The sequence below is a fragment of the Kitasatospora phosalacinea genome (assembly GCF_000717185.1).
In the GTDB taxonomy this organism is placed as follows: Bacteria; Actinomycetota; Actinomycetes; order Streptomycetales; family Streptomycetaceae; genus Kitasatospora; species Kitasatospora phosalacinea_A.
In genome coordinates this window covers 87,459-104,900 of the sequence record NZ_JNYE01000004.1, presented here as the reverse complement: position 1 = coordinate 104,900, position 17,442 = coordinate 87,459, and the positions used below count along the sequence as shown (strand labels likewise).

Sequence of the window (17,442 nt, the reverse complement as noted above, 5' to 3'; positions counted from 1 at the left end):
CTCGCGGCTTCGGGTGGGGGTGGGGTGGGGGAGTCGAGCATGTTGGCGCAAACAAGCGGCTGGGGGAGAGTCTCGGAGCGGTGTTCGGTTGTGTCAAGGGTTTCGACGGCTTCGATTCGGGACGGCGGGTGGACGGTGGGGAGTTTTCGCAGCTCAATGCCGGTTCGGTGGATGTCTTTCGGGTGGGCGGCGGGGATGCTTCGAGCAGCATTGAACGTTTGATTGTGTTGAATTAGTGGGAGGTGGCGGGAGGGGTGGGCACGGTACGGCGCAGAACCGCACTATCCTGTTGATCCGTGAACCACTTCCGAGCGGTGTGAAGGAGAACCCGTGGCCGACCAGGCCCTGCTCGGCCCCCAGCGCCGGGCGCTGATCCTCGACCTGGTGCGCCGGACGGGCGCCGTCCGGGTCGCCGACTTGGTGGAGCAGTTCGGCGTCTCCGACATGACGATCCGCCGGGACCTGGACGAACTGGCCAGGGCGGGCGAGGTGGAGAAGATCTACGGCGGCGCGGTGGCCAGCGGCGCCCGCGCCGAGGAACCCGGCTTCGAGGCCAAGACGCAGCGCGAGTCCGCGGCCAAGGCCGCCCTGGCCGACGCCGCGGTGGCCCTGGTCGAACCCGGCAGCGTGGTGGCGGTCTCGGCCGGCACCACCGCCCACGCGGTGGCCAGCCGCCTGCTGGACGTCCGCGGCCTGACCGTCGTCACCAACTCGCTACCGGTGGCCGACCTGCTCCGCGAACACACCGCCAAGCACCCCGGCACCGGCCCCACCCTGCTCCTCACCGGCGGCACCCCCACCCCCTCCGCCGCCCTCGTCGGCCCGCTGGCCGACCAGGCGATCCGCTCGCTGCACGTCGACGTCCTGCTCATCGGCGCGCACGGCGTCTCCGAACGGACCGGACTCACCACGCCCAACCTCGCCGAGGCCCAGACCAACCGGGCCCTGATCGCCTCCGCCCGCCGCGTGGTGGCCGTCGCCGACCACAGCAAGTGGGGCGTGGTCGGCCTGAGCGCCTTCGCCACCCTGAACGAACTCGACTGCTTCGTCACCGACTCCGGCCTGGACCCGACCGCCCGGGCCGTCCTCGGCGAACAGGTCGGACGGCTGATCGTGGCCGACGCGCCGTAGCGCCCACGAGGGCGCGCCACCCGCCGCGCCGCTCAGCGCGCCCCGGCGAACCGCGCGGAAGCCAGCCGCCGGTGCGGGCGCGGCAACTCGTGGACCGCGCACCCCGCCGCCTCGAAGCGGCGCACCGTCGCATCGGCCTGCGCGTCGTCCAGCGAGAAGACGAACGGCCCCGGCACCACCACCGCCGAGACCCGCCCCGCCGCGGCGGCGGACAGCAGCGACTCCAGGGCGGCCAGCGGCTCGTGGGAACCGCGCCCGTTGTCCAGGAAGACCGTGGCCTCACCCAGCCCGGCCGCCAGCGCGTAGCGGCTCAGCGCACCCCAGAAGTCCAGCAGGAACCCGGCGTCGTACGGGTAGCAGCGCAGGTAGATGGCAGTGGGACGGCTGGCCGCCGGGCGGGTCCTGGGGTTCATGGCTGCTCGCCTCCGGATGGTGCGGACGGTGCTGGTGCTTCCAGGGAAGTCCAGGCCCGGACCCCGGGGAAGGCACGGAAGTACCCATTCCCGTGACATGGCGGCCCGGGCATAGGTAGTTCCGGATCCCACCTGGGTGATTGCCATTCTCCGGAGGCCCGGAGGCCCGGGGGCCCGGGGGTCCGGGGGTCCGGGGGTCCGGGGGTCCGGGGGTCCGGAGGTCTGGGGGCCCGGAGGTCCGGGGGCCCGGACGCCGTCCGGCGGGGGTGCCGTGCGGCGGGGGTGCCGTGCGGCGGGGGTGCCGTACCGGACGGACACGGACCGGGAAGCGCAGTAGCGTGAGGGCAGGCGCCCACGGTGGCAATCGCGGTCACCGCGGCCGGGAGCGGGCGGCCCCGGGGCCAGGCGGTCAGGAGCGGCAGATGGCTGGCACGGAACGACGCCCGGGACGCGCGACGGAACGGCCCGACTCCGCGTCCAGTCCCGGGTCCGGCTCTGCCTCCGGCTCCCGCTCCGGCTCCCGTTCTGCCTCCGGGTCCGGCTCTGCCTCCGGCTCCCGTTCTGCCTCCGAGTCCGGCTCTGCCTCCGGGTCCGGCTCCGCCTCCGGCTCCCGTTCCGCCGCCGGGTCCGGGTCCGGCTCTGCGTCCGCCCCTGCCCCCACGTCCGGGTCCGGCTCCGCCGCCGGGTCCCGCTCCGCGTCCGGCTCCGGCTCCGGTTCCGCGTCGGCCCCGGCCTCCGCCCCCGTCCCTGCCCCCGCCCCCGTCTCCGCGTCTGCCCCGGCCTCCGCCTCCGCCCCCGTCCCTGCCCCCGTCTCCGCGTCCGCGTCCGGTTTCGCCTTCGTCGGCCGCGCACGCGAACTCGCGTGGCTCGTCGACCTGCTGACGTCCCGCCCGGCCGTGGCGTTGGTGCAGGGCGAAGCCGGGATCGGTAAGACCCGGCTGGTCGCCGAGGCCGCGGACGTGCTGCGGGGCCTCGGGGTCGGTACTGTCACCGGCGGCTGTCACCCGCTGCGCGAACCGCTGCCCTTCGGACCCGTCATCGACGCCCTCGACGCCCTCGGCCCGCTGCTGCCCCCCGAGGCCCGGCTCGGGGCCGCCACCGCGGCGCTCGCCCCGCTGCTGCCCCGTCTCGCGGGCCGGCTCCCCGCGCCGCCCGCCGAACCCGCGGGCCCCGGTGAGCAGCGCCAGGCCGTCCTGAACGCGGCCCGGGCCCTGCTCACGGCCGCCGCCCCCGTCGTCCTGGTCGTCGAGGACGTCCACTGGGCCGACGACGCCACCCGCGAACTCCTCCTGCTGCTGGCCGGCAGCCTGCCCGAGGACGTCGCCCTGCTGCTGACCTACCGCGGCGAGGAGGTGCACGGCCCGCTGCTCGGCCGGGAACTGCGCCGCCCCGCCGGAACGGCCCTCGGCGACCTGGACCTGCACCGGCTGGACCGGCCCGCCCTCGCCGCCCTGGCTGGCTCCGTCCTCGGACCGGACGGCGCCCGGCAGCTCACCGGCGCCCTGTACGAGCGCAGCCACGGACTGCCGCTGATCGCCGTCGAGGACCTGGTCACCCTCGGGGCCCACCCCGGCGCCGACCGCCGCCCCGACCTGCTCGGCGTCCCCCGCAGCCTGCGCGAGGTGCTCGCCGCCCGGATCGAACGGCTCACCCCCGACGCCGCCGCCCTGGTCGACGCCGCCGCCGTCCTCGCCGTCCCCGCCCCCGAGAGTCTGCTCGCCGCGGCCGCCGACCTCCCCGCCGACCGCGCCGCCGCCGCCCTGACCGACGCCCTGGACCGCTCCGTCCTGGTCGAGCACGGCCCCGACCGCTACGGCTTCTCGCACGCCCTGGCCCGCCGCTCCGTCCACGACGCCCTGCCGGGACCGGCCCGGACCCGGCTGCACCGCCGCGTCCTCGGCCTGCTCACCGCCCAGGACCCGCCGCCCCTGGTGCAGATCGCCCACCACACCAAGGCGCTCGGCGACACCGCCCGCTGGCTGGAGCACGCCCGCGCCGCCGCCGACCGGGCCATGGAGGTCGGCGACCTCGGCACCGCCGCCCTGCTGCTCCGCCAGATCGTCGACCACCCCGGCCTGCCCGCCGACGAACTCGGCACCGCCGCCCGCTCGCTGGCCGAAGCCGTCGCCTACACCGCCGAAGCCGGGGCCAGCACCGACGCGCTGCGCCGCATCATCGACACCCCCGGCCTCACCCCGGCCGTCCGCGGCGAGATCCGCGCCCGGCTCGGCAACATCCTCCGGACGAGTCTCGGCGGCTCCCACGGCGTCCCCGAACTCGAGGAAGCCGCCGTCGAGTTGGCGGCCGACAACCCCCGGCACGCGGCCAAGACGCTGGCCGTCATCGCCGCCATGGACACCGGCGACGCCACCGCCGCCGAACGCCGCCGCTGGATGGACCGCGCCCTCGCCCTGCTGGAACGCGTCGACGACCCGGAGACCACCGCCGTCGTCCACACCAACCTCCTGGTCTCCCTCCCCGTCTGCGCCACCCCCGGGATCCCCGACCTGCTCGCCGCCCTGCCCCGGCACGACGACAACCCCAAGATCGTCTCCTACACCGCCATCAGCCTCTCCAACGCCGCCGAGATCGGCTGCTGCACTGGCCACGACGCGCAGGTCCGGGCCTGGGCCGAGGAGTCCGCCGCCCTCTGCGCCCGGGCCGGCCTCGACGGCCTCGCCGCCTACGCCCACAGCTACCCCGTCCTGCTCGACTGGGCGGCCGGCCGGTGGACCCGCTTCGACCGGGCCCTCGCCGCCTACCGGCTGCGCTTCCCCGACAGCCCCGTCGCCGACACCGGACTCCTCGCCGCCGCCCGGGGCCGCATCGCCGCCGCCCGCGGCCGCACCGCCCGCGCCGCCGAACACTTCCGCCGCGCCCTCGACCAGGACGCCACCAGCGTCCTCGCCCTGCCCTCCGCCGCCGGCCTGGCCCGCCTCCACCTCGACCAGGACGACCCCGACACCGCCTGGCGGACCCTCGCCCCCGCGCTGCGCCTGCTGCGCCGCCGCGAACTCTGGCCGTTCGCCTTCGACCTGCTGCCCACCGCCGTCGACACCGCCCTGCGCCGCGGCGACCGGGACACCGCCACCGCCCTCGCCGCCGAACACGCCGCCGGACTCGAAGGGCTCGCGTCCCCCGCCGGGCACGCCGAGCACCACCACGCCACCGGCCTGCTCGCCGACACCCCGGCCGCCGCGGCCGCCGCCTTCCTCCGCTGCCGCGACACCTGGCGGGCCGTCGGCCGCCCCCACCCCGCCGCCCTCGCCGCCGAACGCGCCGCCCTCGCCGGGCCCGCCACCGCCGCCGCCCCCCTGCTGACCGCCGCGACCGACACCTTCGACCGGCTCGGCGCCGTCAGCGACGCCTCCCGCTGCCGCCGCCACCTGCGCACCCTCGGCCCCGTCCCGCGCACCCCCGGCGACCCCGCCGACACCCTCTCCCCCCGCGAACGCCAGGTCGCCGACCTGCTCGCCGAAGGCGCCCGGAACAAGGACATCGCCGCCGCCCTCTACGTCTCCGAACGCACCGCCGAACACCACGTCGCCGCGGTCCTCCGCAAACTCCGCACCACCCGCCGGGCCCTGCGCCGCCCCACCCCCTGACGGCACGCCCCCTGACGGCACGCCCCCTGACGGCACGCCCCCTGACCGCCCCACCCCTGACGGCACGCCGGGGCGGGGCGCCGGGGCGGGGCGACGGAGGGCCGGGGGCGTCAGACGGTGCCCTGCCAGCAGTGCGGGCCGAGGAAGGTCTTGATGTCGGAGGCGAGGCCGTTGTCGGGGTTCACGGTGAAGCCGAGCTCGTAGAGGGTGTTCTTGTCCCAGCCGGTGGTGAGCAGGCGGATGGGGACGTCGCCGGGGTGGGCGAGGAGGGTGGTCCTGAGTTCGGCGACGACGTCGGGGGTGAGGCGGCCGACGGGGGCGGTGATCTGGACGGGGGGCTTGGTGCCGAGTTCGGCGGAGGACATGTCCAGGGTGGTGATCTCCTGGCCGAAGATGCTGAGCGAGCCGTCGCGCTCGTTGAGGCGGCCGCGGACGGAGATGACGTTGTCCTCGACCATCTGGGCGGACATCAGCTGGTAGGCGGCGGGGAAGAACAGCACCTCGATGGAGCCGTCGCGGTCGGCGAGGGTGATGATCGCCCAGGCGTTGCCGGCCTTGTTGATCCGCCGGTCGACGCCGGTGATCAGGCCGGAGAGCCGGACCTCGCCCTCGGTGCGGCCGGAGTTCAGCAGGTCGACGAGCGAGACGTCGCGGTTCTTGGTGAGGATGTGCTCGGCGCCGTCCAGCGGGTGGCTGGAGACGTACAGGCCGAGCATCTCCCGTTCCAGGCCGAGGAGTTGCTTGCGCGGCCACTCGCGGTCGGTGAGCTGGAAGTCCAGGCCGATGGCGGGGGTGTCGTCACCGCCGAGCATCGCGAACAGGTCGTCCTGGCCGATCGCCTGCTGCTTCTTGAGGCCGGTGACGGCGTCGATCGCGCTCTCGTGGACGGTGCTGAGCGAGAGCCGGGTGTGGCCGAGCGAGTCGAAGGCGCCGGCCTTGACCAGCGAGTCGACGGTGCGCTTGTTGCAGACGACCAGCTCGACCTTGTCCAGGAAGTCGGCGAAGGAGGTGTACTTGCCCTTCGCCTCCCGGGTCGCGACCAGCGACTCGATCACCGGGACGCCGACGTTGCGCACCGCCTTGAGGCCGAAGCGGACGTCGCTGCCGACGGCGGTGAAGTCGACGACGGACTCGTTGACGTCCGGGGAGAGGATCCGGATGCCCATCGCCCGGCACTCGGCCAGGTAGACGGCCATCTTGTCCTTGTCGTCGGCGACCGAGGTGAGCAGGGCGGCCATGTACTCGGCGGGGTAGTTCGCCTTCAGGTAGGCGGTCTGGTACGAGACCAGGCCGTACGCGGCCGAGTGCGACTTGTTGAAGGCGTACCCGGCGAACGGCACCAGCACGTCCCAGACGGCCTGGATCGCCTCGTCCGAGTAGCCGCGCTCCTTGCAGCCCGCGTGGAAGGGCACGAACTCCTTCTCCAGCACCTCCTTCTTCTTCTTGCCCATCGCGCGGCGCAGCAGGTCGGCCTGTCCGAGCGAGTACCCGGCCAGCACCTGCGCGGCGCGCTGCACCTGCTCCTGGTAGACGATCAGGCCGTAGGTGGGGCCGAGGACCTCCTTGAGGGGCTCCTCCAGCTCGGGGTGGATCGGGACGATCTCCTGCTGGCCGTTCTTGCGCAGCGCGTAGTTGGTGTGCGAGTTCATGCCCATCGGGCCGGGCCGGTACAGCGCGGAGACGGCGGAGATGTCGGCGAACTCGGTGGGCTTCATCAGGCGCAGCAGGGCGCGCATCGGGCCGCCGTCGAGCTGGAAGACGCCGAGGGTGTCGCCGCGGGCGAGCAGCTGGTAGGTGGTGGGGTCGTCGATCGGGATGTTGTCGATGTCGACGTCGACGCCCCGGTTGGCCTTCACGATCTTGATGCAGTGGTCGATGATGCCCAGGTTCCGCAGACCCAGGAAGTCCATCTTGATCAGGCCCATGGCTTCGCACGACGGGTAGTCGAAGCCGGTGATGATGGTGCCGTCCTTGTCCCGCATGTGCAGCGGGATCAGGTCGAGCAGCGGCGTGGAGGAGAGGATCACCGCGGCCGCGTGCACGCCGGTGCCGCGGATCAGGCCCTCGATGCCGAGGCCGGTGTCGATGATCTTCTTGACGTCCGGCTCGTTCTCGTACAGCGAGCGGATCTCGGTGCCCTCGTTGTACCGCGGGTGCTTCTCGTTGAACAGGTCGGCCAGCGGGACGCCCTTGCCCATCACGTCCGGCGGCATCGCCTTGGTGATCCGGTCGCCCATCGAGAACGGGTAGCCGAGGATCCGGTTGGCGTCCTTCACGGCCGCCTTGGCCTTGATGGTGCCGAAGGTGTTGACCTGCGCGGTGTACGCCGAGCCGTACTTGTCGGTGACGTAGCGCACCATCTGGTCGCGCTGGCGGTCGTCGAAGTCGATGTCGACGTCCGGCGGGTTGATGCGCTCCGGGTTGAGGAAGCGCTCGAACAGCAGGTCGTGCTCCAGCGGGTCGAGCTGGGTGATGCCGGTCAGGTAGGACACCATCGAGCCGGCCGCCGAACCGCGGCCCGGACCGACCGGGATGCCGTTGTCGCGCCCGTACTGGCAGATGTCGGCGACCACGAGGAAGTACGCGTCGAACCCCATCGGGGTGATCACGCCCATCTCCAGCTCGACCCGGTCCAGCACCTCCTGGCTCGGGTTGTCGCCGTAGCGGTGCTTCAGCCCCGCGGCGATCTTCTTGCGCAGGAAGGACGCCTGGGTCTCGCCCTCGGGCACGTCGAACTGCGGCATCCGGTCGACGTACGTGAACACCTCCTGGTACGACTCGATCCGCTCGGCGATCGCCAGGGTGTTGTCGCAGGCCTCGGGGAGCTCGCGGAACAGCTCGCGCATCTCCTCGGAGGTCTTCACGTAGTAGCCCGAGCCGTTGAACTTGAACCGGTTCGGGTCGTCCTTGTTCTTGCCCACGCCGACGCACAGCAGGCTGTCGTGCGCGTCCGCCTGGTCGGCGGTCACGTAGTGCGAGTCGTTGGTGGCCAGCAGCGGGATGTTCAACTGCTTCGCCAGGCGCAGCAGGTCGGCGCGGACGTCCTGCTCGATGGACAGGCCGTGGTCCATCAGCTCCAGGAAGTAGTTCTCCTTCCCGAAGATGTCCTGGTACGCGGCGGCCGCCTTCACCGCCTCCTCGTACTGGCCCAGCCGCAGCCGGGTCTGCACCTCCCCGGACGGGCAGCCGGTGGTCGCGATGATGCCGCCCGCGTTGGCGGCGATCAGCTCCCGGTCCATCCGGGGCTTCATGTAGTAGCCCTCCATCGACGCGAGCGAGGAGAGCCGGAACAGGTTGCGCAGCCCGGTCGCGTTCTGCGCCCACATCGTCATGTGCGTGTAGCGGCCGCCACCGGAGACGTCCTTGCCGCCCTCGCCGTCCGCGCCCGTCGGCCGCTGACCGCCCGGCGACCAGAACACCTGCTTCTTCTCGAACCGCGAACCCGGCGCCACGTACGCCTCGATGCCGATGATCGGCTTCACCGCGGTCTTCGCGGCCGCGTGGAAGAACTCGTACGCGCCGAACATGTTGCCGTGGTCGCTCATCGCGATCGCGGGCATGCCCTGTCTCTCCGCCTCGGCGAACAGCTTCCCGTTCTTCGCGGCGCCGTCCAGCATCGAGTACTCGGTGTGGACGTGCAGGTGGGCGAAGCTGTCGGACACGGCGGGTGCGCTCCTCACGGCTGGACGGACGGAAGCCCCCACCCTAGTGCGGCGGCGGCGCGACGGGGACGCGGACGGGGGGACGGACGGGAGGACGGAGGGGGACGGACGGGGGACGGACGAGGGACGGACCGGGAAGGCCGCGGTCAATGGCGTCCGCGTCACGGGTCCGTCCCGGCCACGGCGGCGGGCAGCCGCGGGCGGCGGCGGGGCGCGACGGCGCGCGGCGGGGCGCGCGGCGGCGTTCGCGCCGGTCAGCGGGGGCGGCGGCGGGTCGCGCGGCCCGGCGGGGGAGGGGGTGCGGCCGGGATTGTCACAGCACGGTCCCGGGCGGGGACGCAGTGCAACGGTTCGCCCGGGCCGGCGGTCCTGGACTTCGTAGACCCGCTCGCACCGAGCACCCGGCACCGCCGCCCGACCCGGAGGAGAACACCATGCGCGCCCGCACCCTCGCCCTCACCACCCTGGCCGTCGCGGCCGCCCTCTCGCTCACCGCCTGCCAGGACGACGGCACGGACACCGCGCAGGGCGCCCCGAGCACCGCGGCCACCGCCGCGAAGAGCGCCGCCGCCGCCCCGAGCACGGCGGCCCCGGCCTCCCCCGCCGCCCCGGCCGGCACCGGCGGCACCACCGGCGGCACCACCGCCGCCCCGGCCGGCACCGGGAAGGCCGCCAAGTGCCGCACCGCCGACCTGACCGTCACCGCCGTGGACGCCACCATCACCGGCGACGCCGAGGGCACCGTCGCGGTCGAACTGAAGAACCACAGCGGCAAGGACTGCACGATCGCCGGGTACGCGGGCGTCGACCTGCAGGCCGCGGAGGGCACCCTGTCCGCGGAGCGCTCCGGCGAGCCCGTCGTCTCCGCGGTCCTCAAGAACGGCAAGTCCACGTACTTCGGCGTCAGCTACCCGGTCAACACCACGGGCGGCACCGGCGTCCGGATCACCCACCTGGTGGTGACCCCGCCGGACGAGACCCACTCCGTCACCCTCCCCTGGCCGGGCGGCTCGCTGCCCGTCACCGACGGCAGCGGCGCCCCGGTGAAGATCGGCCCGGTGGGGAGCGCAGGCCAGGGCGAGTGACGCCGGAGGACTCCGGCCGCCGGGGTCAGGACGCGCTCTCGGGGCCCGCCGTGGACAGGATCGCGGCGAGCTTCCGGTCCAGGTCGGCGGTGAAGCGCTCCTGACCGAACGGCACCAGCCGGTCGGTGCGGGCCAGGAAGGCCAGCAGCGGCGGCGCGGCCGCGCGCAGCAGGGCGTCGCCCCCGGGCGAGCGCAGCACCAGGCAGACCTCGGCGAGGTCGTCGCCGACGGGGTGGACGTGCACGTCGCCCTCCCCGGCGGGGCCCCTCGTCCCGGCGGCCAGCAGGTCGCGGGCGAAGACCCAGGTCACGGGCTCGTCGCCGGGCAGGTGGAAGGTGAAGCGGACGGCGAACGGGTCGCCCGTGTCGTAGTCCAGGTCGACCGCGGTGCGGAAGGAGAGCTCGCCCGACACCGCGAGGTGCATCGTCGTCCGGGCTCGGACCGTGCTGTGCATGCGCCAGTACCTCTCGTCCTGCTCGTTCGGCCCGCCCGCCGCGCCGAGGGGCGCGCCGCGGGTCGGTGCCATCGCCAACGCCGTCGTCGAACGGGGCCCGCGAGCGCGGGCCCGCCGACCGGCTGACCGACAGCCTGCGGGCAAGCGGGCCCGCTCGGTGGCCGGTCGCCCCCCCGGGTCCCCCGTTCGGCTCCCATCGTCCAAGATCGGCAACGGGGCGAACAAGGCGGGCCATTTCAAATGGTGAGCGAACGTCCCTTGCCCCCGTTGCCCCCGTTGCCCCCTTGTCCCCGCGGCTCAGTCGGCGGGAGGACGCAGGTGCCAGGTCAGGGCGAGCAGGGCCGCGTCGTCGTCGGTGCCGCCCGCGAACGCGTGGGCGTCCTGCTGCAGCCGGTCGACCAGCGCCCGCGGGGGCAGCCCCGCGCAGGCGGCCAGCCGGGCGGGCAGCGGGTAGAAGGCACCGCTGCGGTCGCGGGCCTCGGCGAGGCCGTCGGTGTACAGCAGCAGGGTGTCTCCCGGCTCAAGGTGCGTGACGCGAGCCTCCCCGGACGCCTCCGCGGACGCCTCCGGAGGCACCCCCGCGGGAGCCCCCGCCTCGTTGCGCAGCCCCAGCGGCAGGCCCGGCGGCACCGACAGTTCGCTGACGGTCGAACCGTGCAGGAGCAGCGGCGCCGGATGCCCGCACGACAGCCCGCGGACGGTGCCGTCGGAGGCGGCCTCCAGCAGGAACACCGTGGCGAAGGACTCCGGGTCGTCGGTCAGGAAGCGGCGCAGGCTGGTGTCGAGCCGCCCCGCGAGGGCGCCCAGCGACGGCGCGTCCAGCACGGCCTCGTGGAAGGCGCCCAGCACGACCGCGGCGGTGGCCACCGCGTCCAGGCCCTTCCCGCGCACGTCACCGATCAGCGTGCGCAGCCCGGACGGGGTGTCCGCCACCGCGTACAGGTCCCCGCCGATCCGGGCGTCCCGGGCGGCCGCCCGGTACCCCGCGGCGATCGCGTACGGCCCGACCGCGGCGGGCACCGGCCGCAGCACCGCCCGCTGCGCCGTCTCGGCGACCGTCGCGATGCTCACCAGCCGGGCCGCCGCACGCTCCCGGCGGCGCACCACGAAACAGCCGAGCGCCGCGATGCCGAGGATCACCGCGGTGGTCCCCACCGCAGCCCCGGTCCGTCCCGGATCGGAGAGGGCGAACACCCACCGGGTGACCACCGCGACGACCGCCGCCCCGACGATCACCGGCGGCCCGAACGTCAGCGCGGCCACCGCCGGAACCGCCACCAGCACCGACGGCAGGTGCCAGCCGTCCGTCCCGTACTGCAGGCCCACGACGAGCCCGTACAGCAGCACCGCACCCACCAGCGCCGCCGCACGCGCCACCGGCGTCGCAGCCCCGTCGCCGTCCTCCGGCAGGCTGTCGATGGGCGCACCCCCTGGTTCTCCTGCGGCCCGGCCGCCACGAGCGGACACGCCCGACAGTCCATCAGGGAACGCCCCGGCGGGCCACTCCGACACGGGCCCGCCCGGGCACCGGCGCCCGCGGCCTCAGGACCGCCGCAGCCGCCGGACCACCAGCCACACCACCACGCCCACGACCACCAGCACCAGCAGCGACACCACCAGGAACCCGATCAGGGCCCCCTTGGACTTCTTCTTCTTTTTCTTCTTCGACGAGCTCTTCGCCAGCGGCACGGCCTCCCGCACCCGCTGCCCGTCCACCACCCGGGCCCCGCCCACCGGCCCCGCCGCCACCCCCTGCGAGCCGCCCGCCACCACCGCCTGCGCCGAACCCGCCACCGCCGCCCGGGGCACCGCCGCCTCCGCGGCCCCCGCAGCCGCCACGCTCCCACCCCCCGCCAGCACCAGCGCCAACAGCACCCCCGCCAGACGACGTCCCCGCATCGGCCCCGCCCCCATTCCTGCCGGGCCCCCGCGGCCCCGCGACCGGCCCACTGTGACAGCCCCCGCACCCCCGCGACAGGGGGCCGCGCCGGCCCGTTCCCAGACTGTGACGATGCCGCGGACAGCCGGGCGGGGTGGAACCGGCGGTGCGTCAGCCGCGGAGGGCGGAGAGGAAGATGCCCGGGAGGCGGGTGGGGCTGGGGGTGGTGGTGTGGGTGGTGAGGCGGCGCATGGTGGTGAGGGCGGTGCGGTTGGTGGCGTAGTAGGGCGGGCGGGGGGAGAGGGAGGGGGAGCCGGTGAGCAGGCCGCGGGGGGTGGGGGCGAAGGGGGCGCGCAGGACGGTCTTCTCGACGTCCTCCAGGAGGAAGGCGTTGTGGACGAAGCCGGTGCCGCTGCCGATGTTCCGGCGGGTGTGGCCGGGGTGGGCGCCCCAGGGGGTGTAGCCGAGGAGGAAGCCGAAGGCGGACCAGCAGTTGACGCCGAGGGTGCCGTAGCGGAGGTCGGCGACGGCGGTGTCGACGGCGGTGCGGTGGGTGCGTTCGGTGCGGGGGTGGACGAGGAGGGTGGCGCCGAGGGTGCCGGGGAGCCGGTCGTTGGCGAACTCGACGGCGGCGGTGAGGAATTCGGCGGGATCGGCACCGGGCAGCCGGACCACGCCGAGGGCGCTGGCGAACACCTCGTCGGTGAGCAGCGGGTCCGTGGGGTCGGTGACGTCGGGGACGAGGGGGCGGGTGCGGTCGGCGTCGGGGTGGGCGCGGGCGACGGTGGCGAGGCGGTCGGCGGCGCCGGGGTAGTAGTCGGTGCGGGGCGGGAGTTCGCGCAGGACGCGGCGGACCTCGGCGAGCAGCCGTTCGGTGCCGTCCCAGTCGCGGGGGACCAGCAGGACCTGGGTGGCGACGCAGTTGTGGCCGGAGTTGTTGAGCTTGCTGGTGGCGATGTGCTCGGCCTGGTAGCGGAAGTCCGCGGCGCTCCACGGCCCGGGGACGACGATGCACGGGCTGATGCCGCCGAGTTCGCTGGTGACGGGCTTGTCGATGCGCGGGGTGTCCGTGCGGCGGCGGTGCTCGGCCCGGTCGTCGGTGCCCCAGACGATGGCGTCGTGGGTGCGTTCGCTGCCGGTGACGTGGACGGTGTCGATGCCGGCGTGGGCGGTGAGGTGGGCGCCCTCGGCGGCGCCGCCGTCGACGTACCGGACCCAGCCGCGGTCGACGAACTCGCGGAACACCTCCTCGAAGTGCGGGCGCAGGTAGGCGTTGACGGGGTTCATCTTCGCGAGGACGACCTGCCCCTCCGCGTACAGCTTGTGCAGGACGTCGAGCGGGGTGATCGCCGGGACGTTGCCCGCGCCGAGGACCAGGGCGACCGCGGGGCGTCCGGCCCGGCCGCGGTACTCGCCGGCGGCGCGTTCCAGCACCCGGGCGCGGGTGGTGCCGGGGAGGGTCCACACCCGGGCGCTGAAGCCGTTCAGCAGCAGGCGGTCGGAGAGGGTGGCGGGGAAGACGTCGACGAAGGCCCGCCCGTCCCGTTCGCGGACGGCCGAGGCGGGCACCGGGCCGTCGCCGCGGGCCAGGCGGCGCAGGACGTGCAGGTGGGCGCGGACGGTCTGGGCCAGGGCCCAGGGCGCGGTGACCCAGTCCTCGGCGGCCCAGGGGGAGTCGGCGGGGTAGCCCTTGGCGCGGGCGGAGTCGGCGACCATGGCCTCGGCCCGTCCGGCGATCCGGGGGAGCATCCGTTCGAGCAGGCCGATCCGTTCGGCCAGCGGGGTGGCCGTCCAGGACGCGGCGTGCGCGCGCAGTTCGGCGACGGCCCGGTCGAGGTGATCGGTACTCGGGGCGGAGGCAGGGGTGCGGTCGGGCTGTGCGTTCATCGGGGGCGGGCTCCTCAGGGCGGGACGGGCGGTCAGGCGGCGAGCCGGGCGGTGTCCCGGGCCGGGTCGACGAGCAGGAAGGACGCGACCGCGCCCACGGCCAGCAGCAGGCCGGAGACCAGGACGGCGTGCTGGTAGCCGGCCGTCCCCCGGGCGTCGACCAGGGCGCCGACCAGGGCGGGGGCGGCGAGTCCGGCGGCCGTCACCGTCGCGTTCATCACGCCGAGGGAGCCGCCGCTGCGGGCGGGCGGGGCGAGTTCGGCGACGGTGGTGGCGGCGACGGTCGCGTACGAGCCGCCGAAGCCGAAGCCGAGGGCGACCAGCACCGTCCGCGCGCCCTGCCCGTCGGCGAGCGGCACGGCCAGGCAGCACGCGGCGCCGACGGCGAGCAGCACGCCGCCGACCCAGCCGCGGGCGCGGCGGCTGCTGACGCCGCGCCGCATCAGGCGGGCGGTGACCGCGGCCTGGGCCAGCAGCACGAGGGCGCCGACGGCCCAGGGGGCGGCGACCACGGTGCCGGCCCGGTCGGCGGAGTAGCCGAGGGCGTTGCGCAGGTAGGAGGGCAGCCACACCAGCATCAGGGCGACCGTCCAGTAGCTGGTGAAGTAGGCGAGGGTGGCGCCGATCCAGGTCCGGGTGCGGAAGATCCGTCGGTACGGCACGGCGGGAGCGGCGGCGGGAGCGGCGGCGTGAGCGGTGGGGGAGGCGGTGGCGGCCGGGGCCTCGACCGCGTGTCGGCCGTCGGCGCCCAGGGCCTTCCACGCGGCGGCCCACACCAGGCCCACCGCGGCCAGGGCCCACAGGGCGGTCCGCCAGCCGTGGTGCTGGATGACCCAGGACAGGGTGGGCGCGGAGACGATCACGCCGAGGGTGACGCCGAGGGTGACCAGCGCGCCGGGCAGGTTGCGCCGGTGGTCCGGGAACCAGGCGAGGGCGGCGTGCTGGGCGACCGGGAAGGCGGGCCCCTCGGCGGCGCCCAGCAGGACGCGCGAGGTGACCAGGACCGCGAGGCCGCCGCCGATCGCGGCCGGGACCTGGGCCACCGACCACAGGACGGCCATCACCAGCAGCAGCACCTTGGGCGACAGGCGGTCGGCGGCCAGGCCGACGACCGCGGCGGCCGCCGAGAACAGCAGGAAGAACGCGCCGTTGGCCAGGCCGAACTGGGTGGCGCTCAGGTGCAGGTCGGCGCGGATCTCGTCGGCGGCCAGGCCCAGGACGGACTTGTCCGCGAAGTTGACCATCATCAGGGCGACCAGCAGCGCGGTCACCGTCCAGGCGCGGACGCCGCTGCCGCCGGTGGCCGGTGCGGACCGGGCGGGGCGCGGGGAAGCGGTGGACACCTCGGCCATGGGGGCTCCTGGGGGAGGGAGGGGGTGCCTCGGGAAAGGGGGGCCTCGGGAAGAGGGTGCCTCGGGGCGCCTCGGGGAGGGGAGGGAGTGCCTCGGGGAGGCGGAAGGGGTGGGGGCCGTGCGCTCCGCCGGGTGCGCACGGGCCCGGCGGGGTCAGGAGAGCGGGACCCCGGCGATGGCGATCCGCTCCATCACGCGGCGCTGCGGGAAGTAGTCGTTGATCGCGTAGTGCTGGGTGGCGATGTTGTCCCAGACCGCGATCGAGTCGGGCTCCCAGTGGAAGCGGACCTGGTACTCGGGGATGCGGGCCTGGAGCACCAGCAGGTCGAGGAGTTCGCGGTTCTCCTCCGCGGAGAGCCCGACGATGCGGGTGGTGAACGGCTCGTTGACGTACAGGGTGCGGCGCCCGGTGCGCGGGTGGCGGACCACCACGGGGTGCTCGACCTGCGGCCACTGCAGGCGGAAGGCGGCCTGCTGCTCCTCGTTCATCAGGGCGCCCCAGCTCGGCAGCCAGTCGTGGACGGCGGTGAGGCCGTCGATGCGCTCCTTCAGGTCGGCGGGGAGGTTGTCGTACGCGGCGGCCATGTCGGCCCACATGGTGTCGCCGCCCGCGGCCGGGACCTCGACGGCGCGCAGCACCGATCCGAGGGCCGGGTTGACCATGAAGGAGTGGTCGCTGTGCCAGATGTTCTTGTTGCCCGCGGCCTTGGCGTCCTTGGCGAGGCGGGAGACGCCCGCGGTGCCGGTCCTCGGGAAGAACGGGTTGGGTTCGGGCGGGCCCCAGACGGCGGACAGGGCGAGCTGGTGCTCGGCGGTGAAGCCGTGCTGGCCGCGGAAGAACACCACCTTCCACTCGGCCAGGGCCCGCCGCAGCTCCTCGGCGAGCGCCTCGCCGATCGGCCGGGTCAGGTCGACGCCGCCGAGGACGGCGCCGAAGTGCGGGGTGAGCGGCCGGACCTCCAGCAGCTCGTGGCGGGACGGTTCGGCCCCGGGGGCGAGGCGGTCCAGGACGCGGCTCCCGTAGTGCATCAGGGGCTTGTCCAGGACGGGGCGGGGGTGGGCGACGGGGGTGGTCGCGACGGCGTGCATGCGGGTTCCTCCCAGCAGTGGACGCTGATTACGTAACCGGAAGTATCGATATTCGGGCGGGCCGGGGCAAGGGTTCGGGACGGACGTGTTTCTGACGCGGGATCAGGGCCGCGCGCACCGGACGCGGGCATGCCGGAGCGGCGCACCGACGGGTTCGCCTCGTCGGTGCGCCGCTCGAAAGCGCAGGTCAGCGCGGGTCAGTGCAGGTCAGCGCGGGCTCGGCCCGGGCTCGGCCCGGGTGCGGTGCGGGGGCGCCGGTTCATGGCGTCGGTTCACGGGGCGGTGGCGACTGCCCGGGCGATCAGCTCCACCACCGACTCGACCAGCTGCTCGTCGGGCAGCTGCTGCTCGGCGACCATCCGGAACACCAGCGCGGCCGCCACCAGGGTCGCCGCGGCCCCGAGGTCGACGTCGGGGCGGACGTCGCCGCGGGCCGCGCCGCGTTCCAGCAGGTGCCGGGTCTCGCCCATCACCCGGGCCGTGTACGCCTGGTAGGCGCCGGGCTCGGCGCCCGCCTCGGCGGCGGAGCCGATCACCCCGGCGAGCAGCCGGTTGACGCCGGGCTGCCGGTAGGCGTTCATCCGGGCGGTCAGGACGGCGCGCAGCTCGGTGCGGAAGTCGCCCGTGTCGGGGACGGCGAGCGGGCCGATCCGCGACTCGGCGGCGGCGATGAGCAGGTCCTGCTTGGTGGGCCAGCGCCGGTAGATGGCGGGTTTGCCGACGCCGGCCCGGGCGGCGACGGCGTCCATGGTGAGGGCGCCCATGCCGTGCTCGGCGACCAGCTCCACCACGGCGTCGAGCACCGAGGCGGTGACGTGCTCCTGCCTCGGCCGCCCCGGGCCCCTGCGCATCCGCTCCTCGACCATGCGGCCGACCTTAGCCAAG

Annotated in this window: 12 protein-coding genes; 3 read left to right on the top strand and 9 right to left on the bottom strand. The window is 74.8% G+C overall.

All coding sequences use genetic code 11. The features are described from left to right. The first annotated feature begins 330 nt into the window (after positions 1-330). Complete coding sequence (locus OO57_RS03135; RefSeq protein ID WP_033250676.1) at positions 331-1,131, top strand: DeoR/GlpR family DNA-binding transcription regulator; 801 nt, start codon at positions 331-333, stop codon at positions 1,129-1,131. Between the two features lie 32 nt (positions 1,132-1,163). Here OO57_RS03135 and OO57_RS03130 read toward each other — a convergent pair whose 3' ends face one another. Continuing rightward, positions 1,164-1,544, bottom strand: coding sequence for a recombinase family protein (locus OO57_RS03130; RefSeq protein ID WP_033250675.1), 381 nt, complete (start codon positions 1,542-1,544; stop codon positions 1,164-1,166). A gap of 422 nt (positions 1,545-1,966) precedes the next feature. On the opposite strand from OO57_RS03130, the gene OO57_RS03125 reads away from it, so the two are divergent. After that, positions 1,967-5,149: an AAA family ATPase gene (locus OO57_RS03125; RefSeq protein WP_051776452.1), complete on the top strand. Its 3,183-nt coding sequence runs from the start codon at positions 1,967-1,969 to the stop codon at positions 5,147-5,149. A 110-nt stretch (positions 5,150-5,259) separates the two neighbouring features. On the opposite strand, the gene dnaE is transcribed toward OO57_RS03125, so the two are convergent. Continuing rightward, the gene (dnaE, locus tag OO57_RS03120; RefSeq protein WP_033250674.1) at positions 5,260-8,811 is read right to left on the bottom strand and encodes a DNA polymerase III subunit alpha; all 3,552 of its coding nucleotides are present in this window, start codon (positions 8,809-8,811) and stop codon (positions 5,260-5,262) included. A gap of 434 nt (positions 8,812-9,245) precedes the next feature. On the opposite strand from dnaE, the gene OO57_RS03115 reads away from it, so the two are divergent. Further along, entirely contained in the window at positions 9,246-9,896 is a 651-nt protein-coding gene (locus tag OO57_RS03115; RefSeq protein WP_033250673.1) for a DUF4232 domain-containing protein, read from the top strand. A gap of 25 nt (positions 9,897-9,921) precedes the next feature. Here the strand turns inward: OO57_RS03115 and OO57_RS03110 are convergent, their stop codons facing one another. The 7 genes from OO57_RS03110 to OO57_RS03080 form a co-directional block, all read right to left on the bottom strand. Beyond that, on the bottom strand, positions 9,922-10,350 hold the full coding sequence (locus tag OO57_RS03110) for an SsgA family sporulation/cell division regulator (protein WP_033250723.1): 429 nt from the start codon (positions 10,348-10,350) through the stop codon (positions 9,922-9,924). A gap of 297 nt (positions 10,351-10,647) precedes the next feature. Beyond that, positions 10,648-11,817, bottom strand: a complete 1,170-nt coding sequence (locus OO57_RS03105) for a PP2C family protein-serine/threonine phosphatase (protein ID WP_234337197.1) — start codon at positions 11,815-11,817, stop codon at positions 10,648-10,650. 75 nt (positions 11,818-11,892) lie between these two features. Further along, positions 11,893-12,249 (bottom strand): hypothetical protein, encoded by a 357-nt coding sequence (locus tag OO57_RS03100; protein ID WP_158715005.1) that lies wholly within the window; start codon positions 12,247-12,249, stop codon positions 11,893-11,895. 151 nt (positions 12,250-12,400) lie between these two features. Next, entirely contained in the window at positions 12,401-14,116 is a 1,716-nt protein-coding gene (locus tag OO57_RS03095) for an aldehyde dehydrogenase family protein (RefSeq protein ID WP_033250671.1), read from the bottom strand. 32 nt (positions 14,117-14,148) lie between these two features. After that, complete coding sequence (locus OO57_RS03090) at positions 14,149-15,468, bottom strand: MFS transporter (protein ID WP_033250670.1); 1,320 nt, start codon at positions 15,466-15,468, stop codon at positions 14,149-14,151. A 153-nt stretch (positions 15,469-15,621) separates the two neighbouring features. Beyond that, complete coding sequence (locus tag OO57_RS03085) at positions 15,622-16,557, bottom strand: TauD/TfdA dioxygenase family protein (RefSeq protein WP_033250669.1); 936 nt, start codon at positions 16,555-16,557, stop codon at positions 15,622-15,624. A gap of 272 nt (positions 16,558-16,829) precedes the next feature. Further along, on the bottom strand, positions 16,830-17,423 hold the full coding sequence (locus OO57_RS03080) for a TetR/AcrR family transcriptional regulator (protein ID WP_033250668.1): 594 nt from the start codon (positions 17,421-17,423) through the stop codon (positions 16,830-16,832). Positions 17,424-17,442: the final 19 nt, after the last annotated feature.

Coding starts and splice junctions, on each gene's coding strand:
- OO57_RS03130 (WP_033250675.1), bottom strand. CDS start 1,544: ATGAACCCCAGGACCCGCCCGGCGGCCAGCCGTCCCACTGCCATCTAC.
- OO57_RS03125 (WP_051776452.1), top strand. CDS start 1,967: ATGGCTGGCACGGAACGACGCCCGGGACGCGCGACGGAACGGCCCGAC.
- OO57_RS03115 (WP_033250673.1), top strand. CDS start 9,246: ATGCGCGCCCGCACCCTCGCCCTCACCACCCTGGCCGTCGCGGCCGCC.
- OO57_RS03110 (WP_033250723.1), bottom strand. CDS start 10,350: ATGCACAGCACGGTCCGAGCCCGGACGACGATGCACCTCGCGGTGTCG.
- OO57_RS03100 (WP_158715005.1), bottom strand. CDS start 12,249: ATGCGGGGACGTCGTCTGGCGGGGGTGCTGTTGGCGCTGGTGCTGGCG.
- OO57_RS03095 (WP_033250671.1), bottom strand. CDS start 14,116: ATGAACGCACAGCCCGACCGCACCCCTGCCTCCGCCCCGAGTACCGAT.
- OO57_RS03090 (WP_033250670.1), bottom strand. CDS start 15,468: ATGGCCGAGGTGTCCACCGCTTCCCCGCGCCCCGCCCGGTCCGCACCG.
- OO57_RS03085 (WP_033250669.1), bottom strand. CDS start 16,557: ATGCACGCCGTCGCGACCACCCCCGTCGCCCACCCCCGCCCCGTCCTG.
- OO57_RS03080 (WP_033250668.1), bottom strand. CDS start 17,423: ATGGTCGAGGAGCGGATGCGCAGGGGCCCGGGGCGGCCGAGGCAGGAG.